The 22802-nt window shown below is 41.3% G+C and carries 16 protein-coding genes; 10 read left to right on the top strand and 6 right to left on the bottom strand.

Features of this window, described 5'->3' with window-relative positions; all coding sequences use genetic code 11:
* Positions 1–12: 12 nt before the first annotated feature.
* A complete protein-coding gene (locus DPV92_RS03770; protein ID WP_111353750.1) occupies positions 13–2301 on the bottom strand; it encodes a TonB-dependent hemoglobin/transferrin/lactoferrin family receptor in 2289 nt (762 codons plus the stop codon).
* Positions 2302–2438: 137 nt separating this feature from the next.
* Here DPV92_RS03770 and DPV92_RS03775 point away from each other — a divergent pair, with 137 nt between their 5' ends.
* From DPV92_RS03775 to hutZ, 3 genes are read left to right on the top strand one after another with little or no spacing between them, the layout of a single operon-like run.
* Positions 2439–3635, top strand: a complete 1197-nt coding sequence (locus tag DPV92_RS03775; protein WP_111353751.1) for a transferrin-binding protein-like solute binding protein — start codon at positions 2439–2441, stop codon at positions 3633–3635.
* Positions 3636–3656: 21 nt separating this feature from the next.
* Positions 3657–4151: a heme utilization cystosolic carrier protein HutX gene (gene hutX, locus DPV92_RS03780; RefSeq protein WP_111353752.1), complete on the top strand. Its 495-nt coding sequence runs from the start codon at positions 3657–3659 to the stop codon at positions 4149–4151.
* Positions 4152–4174: 23 nt separating this feature from the next.
* Positions 4175–4693: a heme utilization protein HutZ gene (hutZ, locus tag DPV92_RS03785; protein WP_111353753.1), complete on the top strand. Its 519-nt coding sequence runs from the start codon at positions 4175–4177 to the stop codon at positions 4691–4693.
* Between the two features lie 64 nt (positions 4694–4757).
* Here the strand turns inward: hutZ and fdhD are convergent, their stop codons facing one another.
* Complete coding sequence (fdhD, locus tag DPV92_RS03790; RefSeq protein WP_111353754.1) at positions 4758–5567, bottom strand: formate dehydrogenase accessory sulfurtransferase FdhD; 810 nt, start codon at positions 5565–5567, stop codon at positions 4758–4760.
* Between the two features lie 259 nt (positions 5568–5826).
* Between fdhD and fdnG the strand changes: the two genes are divergently transcribed.
* From fdnG to fdhE, 4 genes are all read left to right on the top strand, one after another.
* Positions 5827–8904, top strand: a complete 3078-nt coding sequence (gene fdnG, locus DPV92_RS03800) for a formate dehydrogenase-N subunit alpha (RefSeq protein ID WP_145958652.1) — start codon at positions 5827–5829, stop codon at positions 8902–8904.
* Positions 8904–9827 carry a formate dehydrogenase subunit beta gene (gene fdxH / locus DPV92_RS03805; RefSeq protein WP_111353756.1) on the top strand — a complete coding sequence of 308 codons (924 nt, stop codon included), beginning with the start codon at positions 8904–8906 and terminating at the stop codon, positions 9825–9827. Before fdnG ends, fdxH begins: the two co-directional genes overlap by 1 nt.
* Positions 9820–10500, top strand: coding sequence for a formate dehydrogenase subunit gamma (locus DPV92_RS03810; RefSeq protein WP_005708747.1), 681 nt, complete (start codon positions 9820–9822; stop codon positions 10498–10500). The genes fdxH and DPV92_RS03810 overlap by 8 nt, the downstream gene beginning before the upstream one ends.
* A 152-nt stretch (positions 10501–10652) precedes the next feature.
* Complete coding sequence (gene fdhE / locus DPV92_RS03815) at positions 10653–11564, top strand: formate dehydrogenase accessory protein FdhE (protein WP_111353757.1); 912 nt, start codon at positions 10653–10655, stop codon at positions 11562–11564.
* Between the two features lie 77 nt (positions 11565–11641).
* Here the strand turns inward: fdhE and hrpA are convergent, their stop codons facing one another.
* The 3 genes from hrpA to pepB form a co-directional block, all read right to left on the bottom strand.
* On the bottom strand, positions 11642–15580 hold the full coding sequence (gene hrpA, locus DPV92_RS03820) for an ATP-dependent RNA helicase HrpA (protein WP_111353794.1): 3939 nt from the start codon (positions 15578–15580) through the stop codon (positions 11642–11644).
* Positions 15581–15880: 300 nt separating this feature from the next.
* The gene (gene greB / locus DPV92_RS03825; RefSeq protein ID WP_111353758.1) at positions 15881–16360 is read right to left on the bottom strand and encodes a transcription elongation factor GreB; all 480 of its coding nucleotides are present in this window, start codon (positions 16358–16360) and stop codon (positions 15881–15883) included.
* A gap of 8 nt (positions 16361–16368) precedes the next feature.
* Positions 16369–17664, bottom strand: a complete 1296-nt coding sequence (pepB, locus tag DPV92_RS03830) for an aminopeptidase PepB (RefSeq protein ID WP_111353795.1) — start codon at positions 17662–17664, stop codon at positions 16369–16371.
* Positions 17665–17826: 162 nt separating this feature from the next.
* Here pepB and sucC point away from each other — a divergent pair, with 162 nt between their 5' ends.
* From sucC to purB, 3 genes are all read left to right on the top strand, one after another.
* Positions 17827–18993 (top strand): ADP-forming succinate--CoA ligase subunit beta, encoded by a 1167-nt coding sequence (gene sucC / locus DPV92_RS03835; RefSeq protein WP_111353759.1) that lies wholly within the window; start codon positions 17827–17829, stop codon positions 18991–18993.
* A 26-nt stretch (positions 18994–19019) separates the two neighbouring features.
* Entirely contained in the window at positions 19020–19889 is an 870-nt protein-coding gene (sucD, locus tag DPV92_RS03840; RefSeq protein ID WP_111353760.1) for a succinate--CoA ligase subunit alpha, read from the top strand.
* A gap of 104 nt (positions 19890–19993) precedes the next feature.
* Positions 19994–21364, top strand: coding sequence for an adenylosuccinate lyase (gene purB, locus DPV92_RS03845; RefSeq protein WP_111353761.1), 1371 nt, complete (start codon positions 19994–19996; stop codon positions 21362–21364).
* 60 nt (positions 21365–21424) lie between these two features.
* On the opposite strand, the gene argA is transcribed toward purB, so the two are convergent.
* Complete coding sequence (argA, locus tag DPV92_RS03850) at positions 21425–22735, bottom strand: amino-acid N-acetyltransferase (protein ID WP_111353762.1); 1311 nt, start codon at positions 22733–22735, stop codon at positions 21425–21427.
* Between the last annotated feature and the right edge of the window lie 67 nt (positions 22736–22802).

Raw genomic sequence — 22802 nt, forward strand, 5'->3', positions numbered from 1 at the left:
GTAGTTGGCAAACTAGAAACGAATTTCAACCGCTCCTGCAAAATTGCGACCTGGGGCATAGAAACGTTCTAAGCCTTTGCGTTGTGGGTCAACGGCATCGGTTGTGCTGAATTGGTTGATGCCGCGTAATACGTCCCAAGTGTGGTATTTACGGTTTAGAATATTGTAGATACCTGCACGCAGAATGACATGTTTATTGATTTTATAGAAACCGTACACATCGAATAAAGTAGCAGAACCATTTAGATATGGATAGGTTTTGATCTCTTTATAGCGACGAGATGAATAGTCAATAACTTGAGCATCTTTTGCTTTTTTCGCCCCTAAATAGGTCATTCTTGCGTTTAATCCCCAACGGTCTTCAGGATCTTCATAACCAAAACCTAAAATTACTTTAATTGGTTGAATAGAAAGCATGCTTGCTTCAGTGCCTTTTAAGCGACCTTTTGAATAACCTAAATTCGCCAAAAATTTCCAGCCTTCAGGAATAAAAGAAATCACCTGATCTAAGTTTGTTTTAGTAGTTAGTTCCACGCCCGAAACAGTGGCTCTATCAATATTAACCGCTTGTTGAGCAATTGTTGTATAGAACGGTTCTCCACTTCGAGAATCTTCAAAATAGTAAGAGTTAATTTTCTCAAAAAGAGATTCTTGCTCAGTTAAGAAGTTTTTATAACGACTATGGTAAACATTCAAATTATACGTACCAACAGAATGTTCGGCTTGAATATGAATTGAATTATTTAATGCTTGCTCCGCTTTTAATTTTGGATTTGGGAACCAGTTTCCTTGCGGATGCTCAAATGAGAAATACATCTCTGAAGCAGTTGGTACTCGATAACCGGTTGAAATATTGTAGCCGACTTTCCAAGTTTCATTAACTTGAGCATCAAGCCCTAATGAGCCGCTTACGCTTTGGAATGTGTTAGAAGCAGGTTTTGCGGAGCAAGCTCGGCAAGTTGCTTTTAGATCTTGTGGTACAAGTTGATCCCAATCATAACGTACACCCAATTGGCTTGAGAAAATCTCATTCCAAATCACATTATCCTGTAATTGAGCCATAAAAGAGCGTGTTCTTACTGGGTGCTGGATACTTTCTTCAGTTCGTTCTCCAGTATAAAAAGTTTTGTTATTTTCATTTTCAAAATCTTTTTGTGAAACTGAAGTTCTTACTGTGAATTGGTGTGTTCCCCATAAAATATCTAAAGGTACAGAATCTACACGTAATGAAGCTCGTTTGAACTTGTTTTTCATATTCGTGGTTTGAATTTCATCTGCTTTTCTTTCAGGTTTAAGAGGTTTTGGCCAGTAAGGTACTGAGAAATCATATTGCTGATTCCCTTTCGTATTTTCAGAACCAATTTCCGTTTTTTGTAAATCAATATCCGCTTTAATGTAGCTTAACAAGCGGTTATTTTCTGGAAAATATTCGTAAGCAAGGTTACTGTTATAACGCTTCCCAAAATCTCTGACTTCACGCCATGAACTTTGTGTCAAGCTGTAAGACTCTTCATCCACCCAATTGTTATCACGTTGAGCATTAAACGAGAGGCTTACTTTATGCGATGGCGTAATAAAATAGCCAAATTTTGCTAAATAACTGCGGTTTTTGTGTGTGGCAGGATCAGGTACACCACGTTCACGCCCCCGAATAGCCTCACCAGCGCCATTACTTTTCATCTCATGACCATCACGATAAGAATAGAGTAATGCCATATCAAATTTTTCATCTTTATAGCCTACCCCTGCCGTATGTGTCCATTCACGGTTTTTGCTTGTATAACTATTTTTCAGCAATATCCCCCAGTTGTTTTCAGGGAAGACAATATCATCCGCCCCCAGCGTACGATAGTTAACCGAACCACCTAATGAGCCACTGCCCGAATTAAACGAATCTGAACCTCGCATAATATCAATGCCTTGAACCAATTCAGGATCTATCGCTAAACGTGAGCTGTTGAAGTTGCCATAACGGGCATAAAGAGAGTTTTCTTCAGAATCAGGTAAATTTACGCCATCAACGCTAATCCCTACACGATTACCCTCAACACCTCGCATTGCAAAACCTTTTGCTCGACGACCATTATCGCTAATCCCAACATCCGTTGTATAACGTACTAAATCGTGGTTATTCGCAATCAGTTCTTCTTGAATTGCCTTACGCGTTTTTTTAATTTGATTCGCTTTTACTTGCGTACCCTCTACATGCACAGTGCCAAGCGTTGTTTCTTCTTCTGCATAGCTATTTAATGCTACTGCAACACAGATTGCACCCAATGAAAGAGCAAATTGACGAGCCATATTTTCACCTAAAATGTAAATAAGATATGAAACCAGTTTACGAAAATTTAATAAGTTTTACAAGAAGTATTGAAAATCATTTTTATTTGTTTTATTCTAATTAAAATTTTTCTCTACTCTCAAAATAGGTCTTTACTATGAATAAATTTAAACTCTCTCTCATCTATCTCTCTTGTTCTGTTTTTTTAGCTGCTTGTTCTTCAAGTTCTGGTGGCGGTTCTGATAATTCTGAACAAATTCGCCAAACTGAAACTGCTCTAACTAAAAGACTGGTTGAATTAAATCAACAAGTAAAAGCAGCACAAACTCAAGCACAACAAGCGCAAGCTAAGTATGACGAAGCTCGTAAATTATCTAATGCTTCAGAAACCCAAGCTGCCAAGCTAGCACTTGAAGTAGCAAATTTGAAAAAAGCTCAAACTGAACTAGCTCTTGCTCAAGCCGAACAAAGCAAAGCAAGTGCACAAGATATTCAAAAATTAAAAGCTGATCTTGAAAAAGCTAATCAGTCTGTAAATGATGCAAATAAAACTATCGAAAAAGTCGCTGAAGAAAGCAAGAAAAAAGAAGCGGCTGCTCAAAAAAGAATTGAGGATCTTGAACGTTATAAAAATCTTCAAGATGCAGAAAAAGCAAGAATTCCAATTAGCCCTATAGCTTTTGGTAGTATTAGTGGTTTAATGACAGATGAGATATCTGGAATCAATTTAAGTTTAAAAGATGGTAAAGAGGTTATATCAATTCCAACTTTAACTACCTATTATAAAGCAATTGTTGTAGCTGATGATAATGGTGCAAGAGAACAAAATTTATCAACTGCAGATTCTGATTTCAATACTTATTTAGGTAAGTCAGGAAATCAAATTCTCAATACTAATTTATTTGATAGAGATGTTTCCTTTGGCGTGTATTATTCTGATCCTTATAATACTCAAAAATCCGCTAAACTAATTTATGTGCAAGGTAAGCCTACAGACATGTCTCAAATTCCTAGTGGAAATGTTAAATATACAGGTGGATTGGCTTACATAAAAGATGGTCAACGAGCGGATTACGTTACTGATGAGGGCTTAACTGCAAATGCTGATTTCGCTAATAAAACTATTAGTATTGATGTAGAGAAAAAAGAAACAACTCGTAATGGATTAGAAATACCAGAAATGCATTTTGGTGGCAAAATTACAAATAATAGCTTTGCAGGCAACGTCAACAACATTAAGACCCAAGGTGGTTTCTTCGGCGAAAATGCAAGAATACTTTCTGGGGTATTTACCAATGATAACGATAAATCACGCGGTGTATTTGGTGCAATTAAACAAGAGGCAGCTCAATAAGTGGTAGGATTTTATTGAAAAATGACAAATCTCACAGAAAAGATCACCGCTTATATTGCGGAAAATCCACAGGCGATCACTCTTGATATGGCAGCTCATTTTGGGCTGCCTGAAGGTAAAATTTTAGTGGCACTGCCAGAACAATTTGTGCGTGTGTTTGAGGCAAATCGTGCCGAAGAGATTTTTGCCCAAATCGCCCAATGGGGCACGTTTACCACCATTATTGAAAAATGCGGTTCGATCTTTGAAATTAAAGATCGTTTCCCAGAAGGTATTGTAGGACGTGGCTACTACAATCTGAATATGAAAGGCGACCAAGGTGCACTGCACGGGCATTTGAAATTAGATGGCATTGCTCAAATTGCCTTTGTTAGCCTGCCTTTCCGTGGTAAAGAGAGCTACAACATCGCTTTTATTGCTCATAACGGCGAAACCATTTTTAAAGTATATTTAGGGCGTGATGAGCAACGCCAACTTTTCCCTGAACAAGTGGAAAAATTCAATGCCTTTCAATAGGGATTTTTATTAAGGAGAAAATAATGACTGCTCGTCAAGAAGTACTACAGAACCGCTTAGGACCACAAATTCAAGAGTTGAAGGAACAATGCCGTACGATTATGTTGGCAACCTTAGATGAAGAAGGCAACCCAAACGTAAGTTATGCACCGTTTGTGATTCATAATGGCAAATATGTGGTGTTAATTTCAGAAATCGCTCGCCATGCCCGCAATCTGCAAAAAGTACAGAAAGTATCGTTGATGTTGATTGAAGATGAGAGCTTAAGCCGTCAAATTTTTGCCCGTAAGCGGTTAAGTTTTGATGCAACTTCGCAAGTGATTGATAAACTTTCAGAAGAAGGCCAGGCTTGTTTAGCAGAACTTAAAGCCCGCCACGGTGATTTAATTGATGAATTAGCACAAAATGCCGACTTTAAAATCTTTGGCTTCACACCAAGCCAAGGCTTATTCGTTAAAGGGTTCGGTCAAGCGTTCCAAGTGAGCCCATCTGATTTAGTGGATGTGGTGCATTTAGAGATTGGTCATCTTAAAGAAGAGTAGAGAAAAGAATTTACTCAATGTAAAGGCTGGATGCTATATTTTGTAGCATTCAGCCTATTATTTTTTAAATAATCAATCGCCCAATTCCCGAATAAACCGTTGCTTTGCCTTTTCGGGTAAAGCCGAGTAAAGTCAATCCGTTTTCTTGTGCCATTTGGGCTGCCATTTCGGTGGTGGCGGAAATGGCGCATAGCATTTCAATGCCTGCTGCAACGCATTTTTGCACCATTTCAAAACTGGCTCGGCTGGTGACAAACACAAAGCCAAGTGGTTCGTTATTTGAAACGTACCAACCGATAAGTTTATCTAAAGCAACGTGTCTGCCGACATCTTCTCGAATGGCAAGTAATTCACCCTCGGGGCTAAAAAATGCGGCGGCGTGGCTTGCCCCCGTTTCTTTGGAAAGTTGTTGCATTTGTTCGAGTTGCTCAAGTGAGTGGTTAAAAATAAGTGGGTTGATATTCGACAAGCGGTCAGATTTTTTAGCTAAATTGCAACTCTGTTTTACCTGTTCTAATTGTTCAACGCCACAAATGCCACAGCCAGTTCTGCCTGTCATTGAGCGGCGTTTTTCTTTTAATTCAACAAAACGACGAGTGCTAATTTCTAATTGCACTTCAATACCATCGCATTGTCCAATAATATCGATGCCATAAATTTCTGATTTGCTAGAAATAATTCCTTCCGAAAGCGAAAAGCCAATCGCAAAATCTTCTAAATTATTTGGCGTACACATCATCACCGCGTGAGAAATGCCGTTATAAACCAGAGCAACAGCAATTTCACTAATTAGGTTATCTTCGCACGGTTTGGCTGTTATGAGTTGATCAATTAAGGTTAAACGGGTAGCATTTATTTTGTGTAAAATATTCATATATTTTTTAATATTTAATTTTAATAAATAAGAATTATTCTCAATAATTTAATTTTAATAAATTAAATTTTAAATAGATCAAAAAATAATTAGATTTATTAAATTTACTAAAGATGGGGTATGGTTTATTATAGCCAAAGGTAAAATAATTGTTAAATAATACAACTCGATACAATTGGGGTTGTAATATGACGATGTATTTTACATTTTAAACATCACATTGGCAAAATGTTGCTAATGTTACTAGTAGGAGTGATTTATGCAGGTCTCAAGACGTAAGTTTTTCAAGATCTGTGCAGGTGGTATGGCAGGGACTTCTGCAGCAATGCTTGGTTTTGCACCAAGTGAAGCGTTAGCAGCCCCTCGCGAGTACAAGCTTTTACGAGCTAAAGAAACTCGCCAATCCTGTACTTATTGTGCCGTAGGCTGCGGTATGTTGATGTATAGTCTCGGTGATGGGGCAATGAATTCACGTGGTAAATTGTTCCACGTGGAAGGTGACCCAGACCATCCAGTTAGCCGCGGGGCATTATGTCCAAAAGGTGCAGGGGTGTTGGATTATGTAAACAGTCCAAACCGCTTGCAATATCCAGAATATCGTGCGCCAGGTTCTGACAAGTGGGAACGCATTTCTTGGCATGATGCGATTCATAAAGTTGCGAAATTATTGAAAGAAGACCGTGATGCCAACTGGGAAGCCACCAATGCGGAAGGTACTCCAGTTAATCGTTGGGCAACCACAGGTTTCTTGACAGCTTCAGCTGCAAGTAATGAAACGGCTCTTTTAACCCAAAAATTTGGTCGTGCCTTTGGTATGTTGGTTTTAGATAACCAAGCGAGTACCTGACACGGACCTACGGTAGCAAGTCTTGCTCCTAGTTTCGGTCGCGGTGCGATGACCAACCATTGGGTTGATATTAAAAATGCGGACGTTGTGGTGGTAATGGGCGGTAACGCTGCAGAAGCTCACCCAGTTGGTTTCCGTTGGGCTATTGAAGCGAAAAAACAAAATGGTGCGAAGTTAATGGTGGTTGATCCACGCTTTAACCGTACGGCTTCAGTGGCTGATTTCTACTCTCCAATTCGTTCAGGTACAGACATCACCTTATTATTAGGTGTGATTAAGTATCTTTTAGATAATGATAAAATCCAACACGAATATGTAAAACATTACACCAATGCAAGCTTCTTAATTCACGAAGGCTTTGGTTTTGAAGATGGCTTATTCACGGGCTATAACCCTGAAACACGTTCTTATGATAAATCAACGTGGTCTTATCAATTGGATGAAAATGGTCAGCCAAAACGTGATATGACACTTCAAGATCCACGTTGTGTCATCAACTTATTGAAAAAACACGTGGAACGTTATACGCCTGAAATGATTGAGCGTGTTTGTGGTACAAAACAAAAAGCATTCCAAGAATTTGCAGAAACCATTGCTTCAACTGCTGATCCAAAACGTACGACGACATTCTTGTACGCATTAGGTTGGACGCAACATACGGTGGGTGCACAAAATATTCGTTCAATGGCGATGATCCAGTTGCTTTTAGGTAATATCGGTATGTCTGGCGGTGGCGTAAACGCATTGCGTGGTCACTCGAATGTACAAGGTACAACAGATATGGGCTTATTCCCATCTATGTTACCAGGCTATATTCCATTACCAATTGAAACAGATACTACTTTAGATGCTTTCCTAAAACGTATTACACCAAAAACAGCGGTAGATGGTCAGACAAACTACTGGCAAAACACCCCGAAATTTATGGTGAGTATGCTTAAAGCCTTCTATGGAGAGAATGCTACTAAAGAGAACGAGTTCGGTTACCACAATTTACCGAAACAATATAAGAAAAAAATGGATCATATGAGATTTATTGAATTGATGGATCAAGGCAAAATCAATGGTTATATCTGCCAAGGTTATAATCCATTAGCCTCTTATCCAGATAAAAATAAAATCTCAAGTGCGTTACGTAAATTAAAATTCTTAATTGTTTGTGACCCATTAGCGACTGATACTTCAGAATTCTGGCAACATCATGGTGAATATAACGATGTAAATCCTGCTGATATTCAAACTGAGGTTATTCGTTTACCAACCATCTGTTTTGCTGAAGAAGATGGCTCAATTGCAAACTCTGGTCGTTGGTTACAATGGCACTGGAAAGCGGCTGAACCGCCAAAAGAAGCAAAACCAGATGTGGATATTCTTGCAGAAATCCGTGAAGTGATGCTTGAAATGTATCACGAAGAGAAAGCACAAGGTAAAACACCTGTTTCGCTTGAAACCATTGAGGCAATGACCTGGGATTATAACAACCCATTAGAGCCGAAAGCGGATGAACTCGCGAAAGAGAATAATGGTTACGCATTAGAAGATCTTTATGATGCAAGCGGTAAATTAATTGCGAAAAAAGGCGAATTGCTTTCAAGCTTTGCTCAACTTCGCGATGATGGTTCAACTTCATCAGCGATTTGGATCTACACCGGTCAATGGACAGAAAAAGGTAACCAAATGGCGAACCGCGATAACAGCGACCCATCTGGTTTAGGTAATACATTAGGTTGGGCATTCTCATGGCCTCTTAACCGTCGTGTACTTTATAACCGAGCCTCTGCAGACTTATCAGGTAAACCGTGGAACCCGAAACGCCAGCTTGTAAAATGGAATGGCAAAAACTGGAACTACATTGATGTGGCAGACTTCGGTACTGCACCACCAAATAGTAATGTAACGCCATTTATTATGAATAATGAAGGTGTTAGCCGTCTATTTGCATTAAATAAACTGACAGAAGGTCCATTCCCTGAACACTATGAACCGATTGAAACGCCAATTGGCACGAACCCACTTCACCCGAATGTGGTTTCAAACCCAACAGTTCGTATTTTAGAGAGCGATAAAGACCGCTTTGGTGATGCAAGTCAGTTCCCTTATGTGGGTACAACTTACCGCTTAACTGAGCACTTCCACTTCTGGACCAAACAATCTAACCTCAATATGATTGCTCAGCCAGAACCGTTTGTGGAAATTAGTGAAGAGTTGGCAAAAGAGAAAGGCATTGAAAATGGTGATGTGGTAAAAGTAACTTCAAAACGTGGTTATATTAAAACCAAAGCCGTTGTAACAAAACGTGTTCGTTCAATTGATGCTGACGGTAAACGTATTCACACTGTGGGTATTCCACTCCATGGTGGTTTCGCAACAGTAGGCAAAAAATCATTCTTGGCGAATACCTTAACGGGACGTGTAGGTGATGCAAATACGCAAACCCCTGAATATAAAACGTTCCTTGTGAACATTGAGAAAGTAACGGAGGCAGTATAATGTCAGGTGTACAAGATCAAAACATTATTAAAATATCTGCAACTTCGTTCGTAACGCCACCACCACAAGCACGTGAGCACGTGGTGGAAGTTGCAAAGCTCATTGATGTTTCAGCCTGTATCGGCTGTAAGGCATGTCAAGTTGGTTGTTCTGAATGGAACGACATTCGTGCTCCGCAGGAAGAGTGTGTGGGGGTTTATGATAACCCTCGCGATCTGAACGCAAAACAGTGGACGGTGATGAAGTTCAACGAAGTGGAAGAAAACGACCGCTTGGAATGGCTGATCCGTAAAGATGGTTGTATGCACTGTGCTGAACCAGGCTGTTTGAAAGCGTGCCCATCACCAGGTGCGATCATTCAATATGCAAACGGTATTGTGGATTTCCAATCTGATAAATGTATCGGCTGTGGTTACTGTATTGCAGGTTGTCCGTTTAACATTCCACGTATGAATGATGAAGATAACCGTGTGTATAAATGTACCCTTTGCGTGGATCGTGTGAATGTGGGTCAAGAGCCAGCTTGCGTGAAAACCTGCCCAACAGGTGCAATCCGATTTGGTTCGAAAGATGAGATGCTTCACTACGCAGAAACACGCGTGAAAGATCTGAAATCTCGCGGCTATCCAAATGCAGGCATTTATAACCCTGAAGGTGTGGGCGGAACACACGTAATGTATGTGTTGCACCATGCAGATAAACCTGAGCTTTATTCTGGCTTACCGAAAGATCCGAAAGTTGATGTGACGGTTGAGCTTTGGAAAGACATTCTCAAACCAGTTGCGGCTGTTGCGATGGGTGGCTTAGCACTTGCAGAAGTGGCTCACTATGTGACCGTTGGACCAAACATTGAAGAAGATGTGGAAGATCACCACGAACACGCAGAAGGTGAACATCAAGAAAAAGGAGGCAAAGATGAGTAAAAAAGTGGAAATCACGAATGATACCCGTATTATTCGCCATAAACCTCTTGCTCGTGTGAGCCACTGGTTCTTGGTTATTTCATTCTTTATGACAATGTTCACAGGGGTTGCATTCTTCTTCCCTGACTTCGCGTGGTTAACTGAAATTCTCGGTACACCACAATTAGCTCGTGCAATCCACCCATTTACGGGGATTGTGATGTTTATTGCCTTTATCATTATGGCGTTGATTTATTGGGATCATAACATTCCAGAAAAAAATGACCTAAAATGGGCAATGAACGTGCACGAAGTGTTAAAAGGGAATGAACACGCAGTGGCTTACAATGGTAAATATAACTTTGGTCAAAAAATGTTATTTTGGACATTAAATTTGGCAATGTTTACCTTGTTGATCACAGGGATCATTATGTGGAGAAAATATTTCTCGCATAACTTCTCTATCCAAACATTACGTATTGCGATTTTACTTCACTCTGCCAGTGCCTTTGCGTTATTTACAGGGATTTTAGTCCACATGTATATGGCATTCTGGATTAAAGGCTCAATTCGCGGTATGGTAGAAGGTTGGGTAACGGTTCGCTGGGCGAAAAAACATCACCCAAAATGGTATAATGAAGAAGTGAAACCTGAGCTCGAAAAAGAGCTCGCTGAAGAAGCAAGCAAAGGATAACTTCTGATTAAAGTGCGGTATAATACCGCACTTTCTTTTTAAGTAGGGTGTGAATAGTATTCATGCACGCAAGCGGTTAATTTTATTCAATATTTTGCAAGCGTGTGTCCATTGTTCCAGTTCATCCCCTACCTTTCATTTAAGGACACAAAATGAGCATCCGAATTTTACCTGATACTGAAATCAAACAAGCTGCAAGTTCCTTCGAACATCCACCACTTTTGTTCGCTAACCCTAAAAACTTATACGCACGTCGTGCAAAACGTTTACGTCAATTAGCGGCAGATAATCCGTTCAAAGATTATTTAGAATTCGCTGCAAATTTGGTTGAAGTGCAATTAGATCTGCTTGAAAATCACCCTATTGCAAATGAACAAGAAAAGTTGACCGCTTGCATTACTCAAACGCAAGGTAATAAACCACTGAATGCCAAAAATTTTCCACGTTCAAACGAATGGCAGAAACTTTTACTTGCACTCATTAAGAAGTTTAGACCTTACGCTAATGAAACTACCTTACCAACATTGGAATGGCTAGAAAAAGCGGCGTCTTCTGAGCTAGAAAAATTAGCGACCGATTTGTTTAATGAACGTTATGAACAAGTTGGTGCAGATAAAGCAGTCTTTTTATGGGCAGCACTTTCACTTTATTGGGTGCAACTCACTCAACAACTGCCACGTAATACCATGACCGAAGTAGGCGAACGCCATACCTGCCCTGTATGCGATGCAGCACCTGTGGCAAGCGTGATTCATTTTGGCAGTGAACAAGGTTTACGCTATATGCACTGTTCGCTTTGTGAAAGTGAATGGAATATGACCCGTTCACAATGCTCAACCTGCGATCAAAGTGGCAAATTAGATTACTGGAGTTTTGATAATGTCGATGCAGGCGTGAAAGCCGAAAGCTGTGGCGATTGTGGAAGTTATTTAAAAGTAATGTATCAAGAAAAAGATGCCTATGTTGAACCTGTCGCAGATGATCTTGCTACGATTTTGCTTGATGCTGAAATGGAACAAAAAGAGTTTGCGAAAAGTGGGTTAAATCCTTTTCTTTTTCCTTAATGTTAATTGATTTATAAAATAAGGGGTTGTACCTAAATATTGTTGGTGCAACCCCTAAATCATTATAAATATTAGAATTATTTAAATTCTCCAATCACATTCAAAATCCGCTTATCGGAAATCGGGTATTTGGTGCCGATTTGTTGGGCAAATAAGCTTACGCGGAGTTCTTCGATCATATAGCGAATTTCTAGCACTTCTGTTGGAATTGCTTTCGATTTTGGCAGTTTAGCAAGCAGCTGTTTGTAGGCTTCTTGAACCTGCTCAACACGTAGCATTTTAGTACGGTCAGTGTTGGTATCTGTGCCGAGTTTATCTAAACGTTTGTCAATAGCTGTCAAATATCGGTAAAGATCTGAAAGACGTTGATAGCCTGTTTGAGTTACGAAATTTGGATACACTAAGCCTGCTAACTGGGTTTTAATATCCGACAACGCAAACGCCATCGTGAAGTCCATTTTTCCTTTCATTCGCTTGTTGAGTTCAAATGCTAAAGTTAAGCATTTTTCCACTTGCAGGGCAATTTCTGCGGTGGTGTCGTTCAGATTGGCACGCACAAACTCTTGCAGTTCACGGAATTTTTCTTCCGTCCACACAAAACCGCCGAACTCATCAATCAACTTATCCACCGCACAGGAAATACAGTCATCAATCAGTTCTAATACCTTGCCAAACGGGGCGAAATATAAGCCAAGTTTAGCTTTATTCGGCAATTTTTCGTGTAAGTATTTAATCGGCGAAGGCACGTTCAGTAACAACAAACGACGTAAGCCTGCTTGCATTGCTTGCGTTTGTTCCGCCTCAGTTTCAAACAATTTGATTCCGACTGAAGTCTGCTCATCAACAATCGCAGGATACGCCTTAACGCTGAAATGCTGTTTTTTCTGCTCGTAGCATTGCGGTAAATCAGCGAAGCTCCAGAGATGCAAACCGCTTTGTTCAATGCCATCGTCAGCAATGTTAGAAAGTGTACTTTGCACCCGATCTTTGAGCTGGAATTTTAGTGCGTCTAAATCACCACTTTCGGCAATTTTTTTACCTTTTTCATCTACCACGCGGAAAGTCATTTTTAAGTGTGCGGGCAGTTGCGAATAATCCCACAATTCAGTCTCAACCGTTACGCCTGTCATTCTGCGAAGCTCGTAAGTCAGGCTTTCCAGCAATGGTTTAACTAACGGTTCGGCACGTCCTAAAAAAGCATCGGCATAGTTCGGTGCAGGCACAAAATTACGACGCATCGCTTTCGGCAATGATTTAATCAAACTTACCACTAACTCGTGGCGTAGCCCTGGTATTTGCCAGTCAAAGCCTTCAGGCTCTACTTGGTTGAGCAGTGGCAATGGAATATGAACGGTTACGCCATCGGCTTCTGAACCTATTTCAAATTGATAAGTAAGCTTCAATTTGAGCTTACCTTGATACCAGAAATTCGGGAAATCCAATTCTGAAACCTTATTCGCCCCTTCGTTCATCAGGAACGATTTTTCAAAATTGAGCAATTCAGGATCGGCTTTGCTTGCCTTTTTCCACCAGCTGTCGAAATGGCGGCTAGAGACCACTTCCGTACCTATGCGTTGATCGTAGAAGTCGAACAATACTTGCTCGTCCACCAAAATATCGCGGCGGCGAGATTTGTGTTCAAGATCTTCCACTTCCTTGATCAAGCGGTTATTTTCTTTGAAGAATTTGTAATTGTTGATCCATTCGCCTTCCACCATTGCCGAGCGAATAAAAATTTCGCGGCTCACCGTTGGGTCAATGCTGCCATAATTAACCAAGCGTTTTTGCACAATCGGAATGCCATAGAGTGCGACTTTTTCATACGCCATCACAGCCCCTTTGGACTTCGCCCAATGTGGCTCGCTGTAACTGCTTTTCACCAAATGCTGTGCTAACGGCTCGACCCATTCAGGTTCGATTTTTGCTACCGTTCTTGCCCACAGTTTAGTGGTTTCAACCAGCTCGGAAGCAATGATCCATTTCGGCTGTTTTTTGAAAAGTGCGGAGGTCGGAAAGATGAAAAATTGTGCATTTCTCGCCCCTAGATAGTGCATTTTTTCGCTATCTTTTAAACCGATATGAGAGAGCAAGCCTGCCAATAAAGCGGTATGAATTTGCTGATAATTTGCTTCAAGCGTGTTAATCGGCAAGCCCATTTCACGTACTGACAAACGGAGCTGATGATAAATGTCTTGCCACTCACGCACGCGTAAATAGTTGAGGTAATCTTTCTGGCACTGCTTGCGGAACTGGTTTTTACTTAGCTCTTTTTGCTGGGTTTCAATGTAGTGCCAAAGGTTCACAAATGCCAAGAAGTCCGAATCTTTGTCAGCAAAACGGCGATGTTTTTCATCTGATGCTTGCTGTTTTTCCTGCGGGCGTTCACGCGGATCTTGAATCGAAAGTGCGGAGACAATCATCATCACTTCGTGCAAACTGCCATTTTTCGCCGCTTCAATCACCATTCTTCCTAAACGTGGATCGATAGGTAATTGTGCTAATTGGTGACCGATTAGGGTGAGTTCACGTTTTTCGCCAAATTTAGTTTTGCGAATGTGAAACGCTTGTAATTCTTCAAGCAAGCGAATCCCGTCTTGCACTTGGCGAACATCGGGCGAATCCACGAATGGAAACGCAGTAATATCGCTCAACCCAAGCGATGCCATCTGCAAAATAACCGAAGCTAAATTGGTGCGTAAAATCTCAGGATCGGTAAATTCAGGGCGGCTGTTAAAATCCTCCTCTGAATATAAACGGATACAAATCCCCTCAGACACACGTCCGCATCGCCCTTTACGCTGGTTGGCGGAGGCTTGTGAAATCGGCTCAATCGGTAAACGTTGCACTTTAGTACGATAGCTATAACGTGAAATACGTGCCGTCCCTGTATCAATCACATATTTAATATTTGGAATGGTAAGCGATGTTTCTGCCACGTTGGTGGCTAAAATAATACGGTTCAAACTACTCGGACGGAAAATGCGTTGTTGCTCTTCTGCAGACAAGCGAGCGTAAAGCGGCAGAATTTCGGTAAAACGCAGATTCTGCTTTTGTAACGCTTCAGCGGTGTCGCGAATTTCTCGTTCACCGTTCATAAAGATCAGAATATCGCCTCGTCCTTCAGCTTGCAGTTCGTCTACCGCATTTAGAATACCTTGCAGTTGGTCTTGATCGTCTTCTTCCACAATCGGGCGATAACGTACTTCCACAGGGAAGGTTCTGCCTGACACTTCAATAATCGGTGCATTATTGAAATGGCGTGAAAAGCGTTCCACATCAATGGTCGCCGAGGTGATGATCACTTTAAGATCAGGGCGTTTGTGTAGAATCTGTTTGAGATAACCCAAAATGAAATCGTTGTTAAGGCTGCGTTCGTGGGCTTCGTCGATAATGAGCGTGTCGTATTGGTTTAAATAGCGGTCGTTCTGAATTTCAGCCAGCAGAATCCCGTCGGTCATCAATTTGACTAACGTATTTTCGCTCACTTGATCATTAAAACGCACTTTATAACCGACCGTCGATCCCATCTCTGATTGCAGCTCTTCTGCAATACGGCTTGCCACCGAACGTGCAGCAATACGGCGAGGTTGGGTATGCCCAATCAAGCCTTTCACGCCACGCCCAAGCTCTAAACACATTTTGGGCAACTGGGTGGTTTTGCCAGAGCCTGTTTCTCCTGCAATCACCACCACTTGATTCTCTTCAATCAGTTTGAGAATTTCCTCACGCCGTGCTGAAACAGGCAAGTCAGGATAGCTGATTTTCAGACTTTCTTGTTGTGCTTTTCGAGCCTGAAAATAGGCTTGAGCGGTCAAAATATCCTGTTCAATTTCTGTTTGAATCGCCTGTTTTACCTCTGTCTTTTTCACATTCGACAATCCATAAATGCGTGAACGCAAACGGTGATAATCGCTAGTAGTCAGAGCTTTTAACTGGGCAATCAGAGCCTTTTGTGTGTTATCAAGCGGTTGGTTTTTAGGATTTTTTTGCGAAGATTTCGGCGAGTTTGGTTTCATTTTACGTTTAAGCATTAGATAGAAAAATTGGTATTATTCTAGCATAAATGCGAGATCGGGCATATAGCTCCACTTGTTACTCCTCTCCCTCCGAAAATCCTAAGGATTTTCTTCCCCCTCTCTCGAAAGGGAAGAGAGTATAGTTACGAACGTGGTTTTATTGTTTTCTTCCCTTATGGGACAAACGCTTGCGTTTGAACATTGCCTTTGACAACGGCTGCGAAGCGAATATTGAGACAGCTTGACACGATGTTCAGTCGTGGCAAGCAGAGAGAGGTGAGAAGACGAAGAACAGAGCGGTTACTCTTTTTCATACCAAATACGGTTAATAAACCACATCACTTTACCCGTTGGCGTTTGAACGGTAATTTCATCATCTTCCTGTTTACCTATTAAAGCTCGGGCAACGGGTGAATCAATCGAAATCCAGTTTTTCGCAGGGTCAAATTCATCGCATCCCACGATGCGATATTCTGCAATCTCTCCCGCTTCGTTTTCCAATTCCACCCAAGCACCAAAAAAGACTTTGCCCTCTTGTTGCGGATGGTAATCGACGATTTGTAGCACTTCTAACCGCTTGGAAAGAAAACGCACGCGACGGTCGATTTCACGCAAGCGACGTTTGCCGTAGATGTATTCTGCATTTTCGCTGCGGTCGCCAAGGGCAGCTGCATCAGAAACGGCTTGGGTCACTTTCGGGCGTTCTTCTTTCCATAAGAATTTCAGCTCTTGGTCTAACATCTGCCAGCCTGAGCGGGTAATATAATTTGATTTTGCCATTCTTTTCCCTAAGCACTGAGCAATAAATTTGCTACTGTTCTTACACCAAGCCCTGTTGCACCCGCTGCCCATAAATCACTTGCTGTCTTACGGAAGGTAGCGGAAGCATCAATATGTAACCAATTTTGTTGATAATTTTCCACAAAATAAGAGAGAAATGCACAAGCTGTGCTTGCACCCGCTCCAACAGGCACAGAACCAATGTTAGCAATATCCGCAAAGTTTGAGCTAATTTGTGAACGATGGAACGGCTCAAATGGCAAACGCCAGAAAGGTTCATTTTGATTTTTTGCGGCAGTGAATAATGCTGAAATCCAGTTTTCATCCATTGAAAGCACACTGTGATAATCATTCCCCACCGCCACTTTTGCTGCACCTGTGAGTGTTGCTGCATCTAAAATCAACTGTGCATTTTGCTTGCTTGCTTCAATTAAACCATCAGCCAACACCAAACGACCTTCCGCATCGGTGTTTAAAACTTCAGCCGTAACACCATTGCGATAGGTAATAATATCGCCTAATTTAAAGGCGTTATGGCTAACCATATTTTCCGCACAACAGACATAGAGCTTCACGCGTTTTTGCAAGCCTTGTGCGATCGCTAAACCTAATGCACCTGTAAGCATTGCCGCACCGCCCATATCGGTTCGCATGGTAGACATTGAATCACTTGGTTTCAAGCTATAACCGCCTGTGTCGAAGGTGATGCCTTTGCCGACTAAACAGGCTAATACAGGCTCATCTGCCTTACCCGTTGGGTTGAAGTCTAACGCCAAGAAAGCAGGCGGATTTTCAGAACCTTTTCCCACCGTCCAAATGCCTGAATAACCTTGTTTTTTTAAATCTTCGCCTGAAATAATTTCCGCAGAAATTGCAGAATTCAAGCCTTTTTTAACCGCTTGTTGAGTAACAAACTCGACCGCTTGTTCAGCTAATTGTACAGGTGTTAATTGGTCAGAGGGTTTATTGATGATCGTGCGTGTAAATGTGGTGCATTCAAGGCGAGCATCAAATTCTGTTTGTGCTTCGCCCAAATTGGGATATTGCACTGTGCCTGCATTTTTCACGCTGACGTATCCTTGATGAAATGCCCAGCATTGTTCTAAATCCCAGCCTTTGCCTGCAAGCGTTACCGCTAAAATACCTTGATTTTTAATTTTACGAGCGGCTTGCTGAATAGTGATAAATGCTTCGCTCTCAGGCTTTTCGTTAAGATGAATCGTCATTCCATTTTCATTGGCAGAAAGAATGGCTTTTTTGCCCCACTTTTCGGATGCGGGCGTATTTGACAGGGTAATTTGCATTGACATAATTATTCCTTATTCTGTAAATTGAATGAATCGGTCGAATTTTAACAAGAATTTGTTAAATGTTCCTATTCATTTTTCCTTCATTTTCGGGTAATCTCGAGCTATTCTTTCTAAAATATCTCAAACACAATCCTACTCTATACAGGAAGAAAGCATATGAATTTGCACGAATATCAAGCAAAACAACTCTTTAGCCAATACGGGTTACCTATCAATCGTGGCATTGCCTGCCATTCTATTGAAGAAACAGAGCAAGCTCTCAGCCAGCTAAGTGGTGATATTTTTGCCGTGAAATGCCAAATCCACGCAGGTGGACGGGGGAAAGCCGGAGGGGTGAAGTTAGTAAAAAATGCCGAGCAAGCTCGCCAGTTTGCGGAACAGTGGTTAGGCAAAAAAATGGTGACTTTCCAAACCAATAGCAGAGGCTTGCCTGTGAATACCATTTACGTGGAAGAAACTTGTGAGATTGAGCGTGAACTTTATCTTGGAGCTGTTATTGACCGTAGCTCGCAAAAAGTGGTGTTTATGGCATCGAGTGCGGGCGGAATGGATATTGAAGAGATCGCTAAAAATACGCCTGAGCTTATCCATAAAATCCATCTCGATCCTCTCACTAATGCTCAACCTTTCCAAGCACGTGAACTTGCCTTTAAGCTTGGTTTGAAAGGGACAGAAATCAAACAATTTACCGCGATTTTTCTGAATCTTGCTAAATTATTCCTTGAAAAAGATCTTGCTTTGCTTGAAGTGAATCCGCTGGTGGTAACTAAACAGCAAAACCTTATCTGTTTAGATGCCAAAGCGGTTATTGACAACAATGCTCTTTATCGTCACCCTGAACTGAAAGCACTTGAAGATGAAAGCCAAGAAGATCCGCGTGAAGTCTATGCTTCTCAATGGGAATTGAATTACGTCGCACTAAACGGCAATATCGGTTGTATGGTAAATGGTGCAGGGCTTGCAATGGGAACTATGGATATGATCAAATTACAAGGTGGAGAACCTGCGAATTTCCTTGATGTAGGCGGTGGTGCAACTAAAGAACGTGTTGCTGAAGCATTCAAGTTGATTTTATCTGACAGCCAAGTAAAAGCAGTACTTGTTAATATTTTTGGCGGTATTGTACGCTGTGATCTGATTGCTGAGGGGATTATTTCTGCGGTGAATGAAGTAGGTGTAAAAGTCCCTGTAATCGTGCGTTTAGAAGGTACGAATGCGGAGCAAGGCAGAGCCATTTTAGCAAAAAGCAGGCTGAATCTAACGGTTGCTGAAACCTTAACACAAGCGGCGATTTCTGCCGTGAATTTTGCAAATCAAGCGTAAAGACTAAAAAAGAGAAATGATATAAAATGGCGATTTTAATTGATAAAAATACGAGAGTGATTTGCCAAGGTTTCACGGGCAGTCAAGGCACATTTCACAGCGAGCAGGCTTTAGCCTACGGCACACAATTAGTGGGAGGCGTTTCACCAAATAAAGGTGGCACAATACATTTGGGCTTACCAGTGTTTAATACAGTGCGAGAAGCGGTCGAAAAAACAGGGGCAACTGCAACCATTATTTACGTACCTGCCAGCGGTTGTAAAGATGCCATTTTGGAAGCCATTGATGCAGGTATTCAACTGATTGTGTGTATTACTGAAGGTATTCCAACGCTCGATATGCTTGTTGTTAAACAAAAATTAAACGAGACAGGCGTGCGAATGATTGGCCCAAATTGCCCTGGAATTATTACGTCTGATGAATGCAAAATGGGCATTATGCCTGCCAATATTCACAAAAAAGGCAAAATTGGTATTGTATCGCGTTCAGGCACGCTGACCTATGAAGCGGTTAAACAGACGACAGACGAAGGCTTTGGGCAATCCACTTGCGTTGGCATTGGCGGTGATCCAATTACAGGTTCCAGTTTTATTGATATTTTACGTCTGTTCCAAGATGATCCAGAAACCGAAGCTATAGTGATGATTGGCGAAATTGGCGGTTCTGCGGAAGAAGAAGCGGCTCAATTCATTAAAACTCACGTGACCAAACCTGTGGTGAGCTATATTGCAGGTGCAACCGCACCAAAGGGCAAACGAATGGGGCACGCGGGTGCAATTATCAGTGGCGGAAAAGGCACGGCAGAAGAGAAGTTCCAAGCCTTAGAAGCAGCGGGTGTTACTTGTGTAAGAAGTTTAGCGGAAATAGGTAAGGCATTGCGAGAATGTTTAGCCTAAAATGAGCACTCTTTTATTTAGCCCGTGAAATATGCGTAAAAAAATGCTATATTTCTAGGGCTATATTTTGGCTTTATTTTTATTTATCTTACGGAGAAATCTCAATGGAACTTAACGCTTTAACAGCATTGTCCCCAATTGATGGTCGCTATCAAGACAAAGCGGCATCCCTTCGCCCAATTTTTAGTGAATTTGGTTTATTAAAATTCCGAGTGACGGTAGAGGTTCGTTGGTTACAAAAGCTCGCTTCTCACGCACAAATTGAGGAAGTTCCAGCTTTGTCTAAAAACGCAAACGATTACCTTAATGATATTGTGGCGAATTTTTCTATTGAAGATGCAAACCGTATCAAAACCATTGAACGCACCACAAATCACGATGTAAAAGCGGTGGAATATTTCTTAAAAGAGAAATGCGAAGCCTTGCCAGAGCTTCACAAAATCAACGAATTTATCCACTTTGCTTGTACATCAGAAGACATCAACAATACCTCGCACGCATTAATGCTTAAAACTGCTCGTGAAGAAGTGTTATTGCCAGAGTGGAAAAAAGTGATTGATGCAGTAGTTGAACTTGCTGAGCGTTACAAAAACATCCCATTGCTTTCTCGCACACACGGTCAGCCAGCCAGTCCAACAACGATTGGTAAAGAGATGGCAAACGTAGCTTACCGCCTAAAACGCCAATATAAACAGCTCGAGAATTTAGAAATTTTAGCGAAAATCAATGGTGCTGTAGGTAACTACAATGCTCATTTATCGGCTTATCCAGACATCGACTGGCATACTTTCAGCCAAGAGTTCATCGAACAATCTTTAGGTGTCACTTGGAACCCATACACAACCCAAATTGAACCGCACGATTACATCGCTGAGTTCTTTGATTGTGTCGCTCGTTTCAATACTATCGTGATCGACTTCGACCGTGATATGTGGGGTTATATCGCATTAAATCATTTCAAACAACGTACTATTGCAGGCGAAATTGGTTCTTCAACCATGCCACACAAGGTAAACCCAATTGACTTCGAAAACTCCGAAGGTAACTTAGGCTTAGCAAATGCAATTATGAGCCATTTAGGTCAAAAATTGCCAATCTCTCGTTGGCAGCGTGACTTAACTGATTCAACTGTATTACGTAACTTAGGCGTCGGCTTAGGTTATGCATTAATTGCGTATGCTTCAACCTTAAAAGGCATTAGTAAATTAGAGGTGAATGAGCAGCACTTACGTGATGAATTAGATCAAAACTGGGAAGTGTTAGCAGAGCCAATTCAAACAGTAATGCGTCGCTACGGCATCGAAAAACCGTATGAGAAACTGAAAGAACTCACCCGAGGCAAACGTGTAACAGGCGAAGCAATGCGTGAATTCATTGATGGATTGAGCTTACCAGAAGCTGAAAAAGCTCGCTTAAAAGAGATGACACCAGCAAGCTATATTGGCTATGCGGTGGAGTTGGTTGAGAAACTCTAATTAGCAAAACATTAAAAGAAAATCACCGCTTGACTTAGAACAAGACAAGCGGTGATTTTTTTATTTTAAATTCAACACCAAAACCCGCGACTTCCGCTGATGATCATAATGCTCGCGTTTATAGGCTGGCAAATCTTCTGTACCTTTAATTTCAAAGCCTCGTTCTTGGAACCATTGTGTTGTACGAGTAGTGAGTACAAAAAGTTTTTCGATGCCCATTTGAATCGCACGGCGTTTAATAGCGTCTAGCAACACATCGCCACGGGAAGAATCGCGATAATCTGGGTGCACAGCTACACACGCCATTTCTGCCATTTTTTCATCTAAGTAAGGGTTCAATGCCGCACAAGCAATCACAATGCCATCTCGTTCGATGATAGTATAACGGCTGATTTCAACTTCTAATTGCTCGCGAGAACGTTTTACTAAAATGCCTTGTTCTTCAAGCGGTCTAATCAGGTTAAGTAAACCAGGGATGTCGTGCGAAGTTGCAATGCGGATATGCTCAGAACTCTCTTCAGAAAGCTGTGTGCCGATACCATCACGAGAGAAAAGTTCTTGCAAGAGTGAACCATCTTCTTTATAGCTAAGCAAATGTGACCGTTTGATCCCTGAATAGGAAACTTCGATCGCCGCTTGTAAGAAACGAGCGGCAGAGTTGTGATAATCGTTATTTTCAATAAATTTATTCAGGTAACGCTTTGCCTCGCGAGGGTGAATATCAGAAATCACTTCACCATTTTCATTCAGCAAACCTTGCTCGCTACAAAAACCAATTAGCTTATCGGCTTTCAGTTTAATCGCAATTTGCGTTGCAATTTCTTCAAACGGGAGATTAAACATTTCGCCCGTTACTGATGGGGCAATTGGTCCAATCACGACAATCGCATCTTGTTCCAACTGTTGCTGAATGCTTTCAACATTGATACGACGAATTTTACCGCTCAAACCAAAGTCGACACCATCAATCACGCCAAGCGGTTGAGCTAAAATAGCATTGCTGCTAACCACATTCAACACGGGCGAGTTTGGCAGGCGAAGAGAGAGTTTGGAGAAAATATCGTAATGCAAACCGCCAATCGCTTGCTTCACGTATTCAAGTGTTTCAGGATCGGTCACGCGAATATGGTTGTGGTAGTGAGACAAGCGGTTGTTTTTTGCCAATAATTCGTCAATTTGTAGCCGCCCGCCAAATACAATGACCAACTTAATGCCTAGACTGTGCAGTAGGCTGACATCGTTGGCGATACTCACAAAATTGGAATGAGCAATTGCGTTGCCATCTAGCATAATGACGAACGTTTTGCCTCTATGCATATTCACATAGGGAGTGGATTGTCTAAACCATTGGACTAATTCAGTATTACGCATAAGATTTCCTCTCAAATTTTGTGAGTAGTTATAGCTCAGTATGAATAATTATGTAAATAAAATGAAT

Origin of the sequence: Pseudohaemophilus paraphrohaemolyticus (assembly GCF_003253115.1) — a bacterium.
GTDB lineage: Bacteria > Pseudomonadota > Gammaproteobacteria > Enterobacterales > Pasteurellaceae > Haemophilus_A > Haemophilus_A paraphrohaemolyticus_A.

What these genes read in the sequence shown, in the direction of transcription:
- hutZ (WP_111353753.1), top strand. Translation starts at nt 4,175, where the DNA reads ATGACTGCTCGTCAAGAAGTACTACAGAACCGCTTAGGACCACAAATT.
- sucC (WP_111353759.1), top strand. Translation starts at nt 17,827, where the DNA reads ATGAATTTGCACGAATATCAAGCAAAACAACTCTTTAGCCAATACGGG.
- greB (WP_111353758.1), bottom strand. Translation starts at nt 16,360, where the DNA reads ATGGCAAAATCAAATTATATTACCCGCTCAGGCTGGCAGATGTTAGAC.
- purB (WP_111353761.1), top strand. Translation starts at nt 19,994, where the DNA reads ATGGAACTTAACGCTTTAACAGCATTGTCCCCAATTGATGGTCGCTAT.
- fdhD (WP_111353754.1), bottom strand. Translation starts at nt 5,567, where the DNA reads ATGAATATTTTACACAAAATAAATGCTACCCGTTTAACCTTAATTGAT.
- fdhE (WP_111353757.1), top strand. Translation starts at nt 10,653, where the DNA reads ATGAGCATCCGAATTTTACCTGATACTGAAATCAAACAAGCTGCAAGT.
- argA (WP_111353762.1), bottom strand. Translation starts at nt 22,735, where the DNA reads ATGCGTAATACTGAATTAGTCCAATGGTTTAGACAATCCACTCCCTAT.
- hutX (WP_111353752.1), top strand. Translation starts at nt 3,657, where the DNA reads ATGACAAATCTCACAGAAAAGATCACCGCTTATATTGCGGAAAATCCA.
- fdxH (WP_111353756.1), top strand. Translation starts at nt 8,904, where the DNA reads ATGTCAGGTGTACAAGATCAAAACATTATTAAAATATCTGCAACTTCG.
- DPV92_RS03770 (WP_111353750.1), bottom strand. Translation starts at nt 2,301, where the DNA reads ATGGCTCGTCAATTTGCTCTTTCATTGGGTGCAATCTGTGTTGCAGTA.
- DPV92_RS03775 (WP_111353751.1), top strand. Translation starts at nt 2,439, where the DNA reads ATGAATAAATTTAAACTCTCTCTCATCTATCTCTCTTGTTCTGTTTTT.
- pepB (WP_111353795.1), bottom strand. Translation starts at nt 17,664, where the DNA reads ATGCAAATTACCCTGTCAAATACGCCCGCATCCGAAAAGTGGGGCAAA.
- sucD (WP_111353760.1), top strand. Translation starts at nt 19,020, where the DNA reads ATGGCGATTTTAATTGATAAAAATACGAGAGTGATTTGCCAAGGTTTC.
- DPV92_RS03810 (WP_005708747.1), top strand. Translation starts at nt 9,820, where the DNA reads ATGAGTAAAAAAGTGGAAATCACGAATGATACCCGTATTATTCGCCAT.
- hrpA (WP_111353794.1), bottom strand. Translation starts at nt 15,580, where the DNA reads ATGAAACCAAACTCGCCGAAATCTTCGCAAAAAAATCCTAAAAACCAA.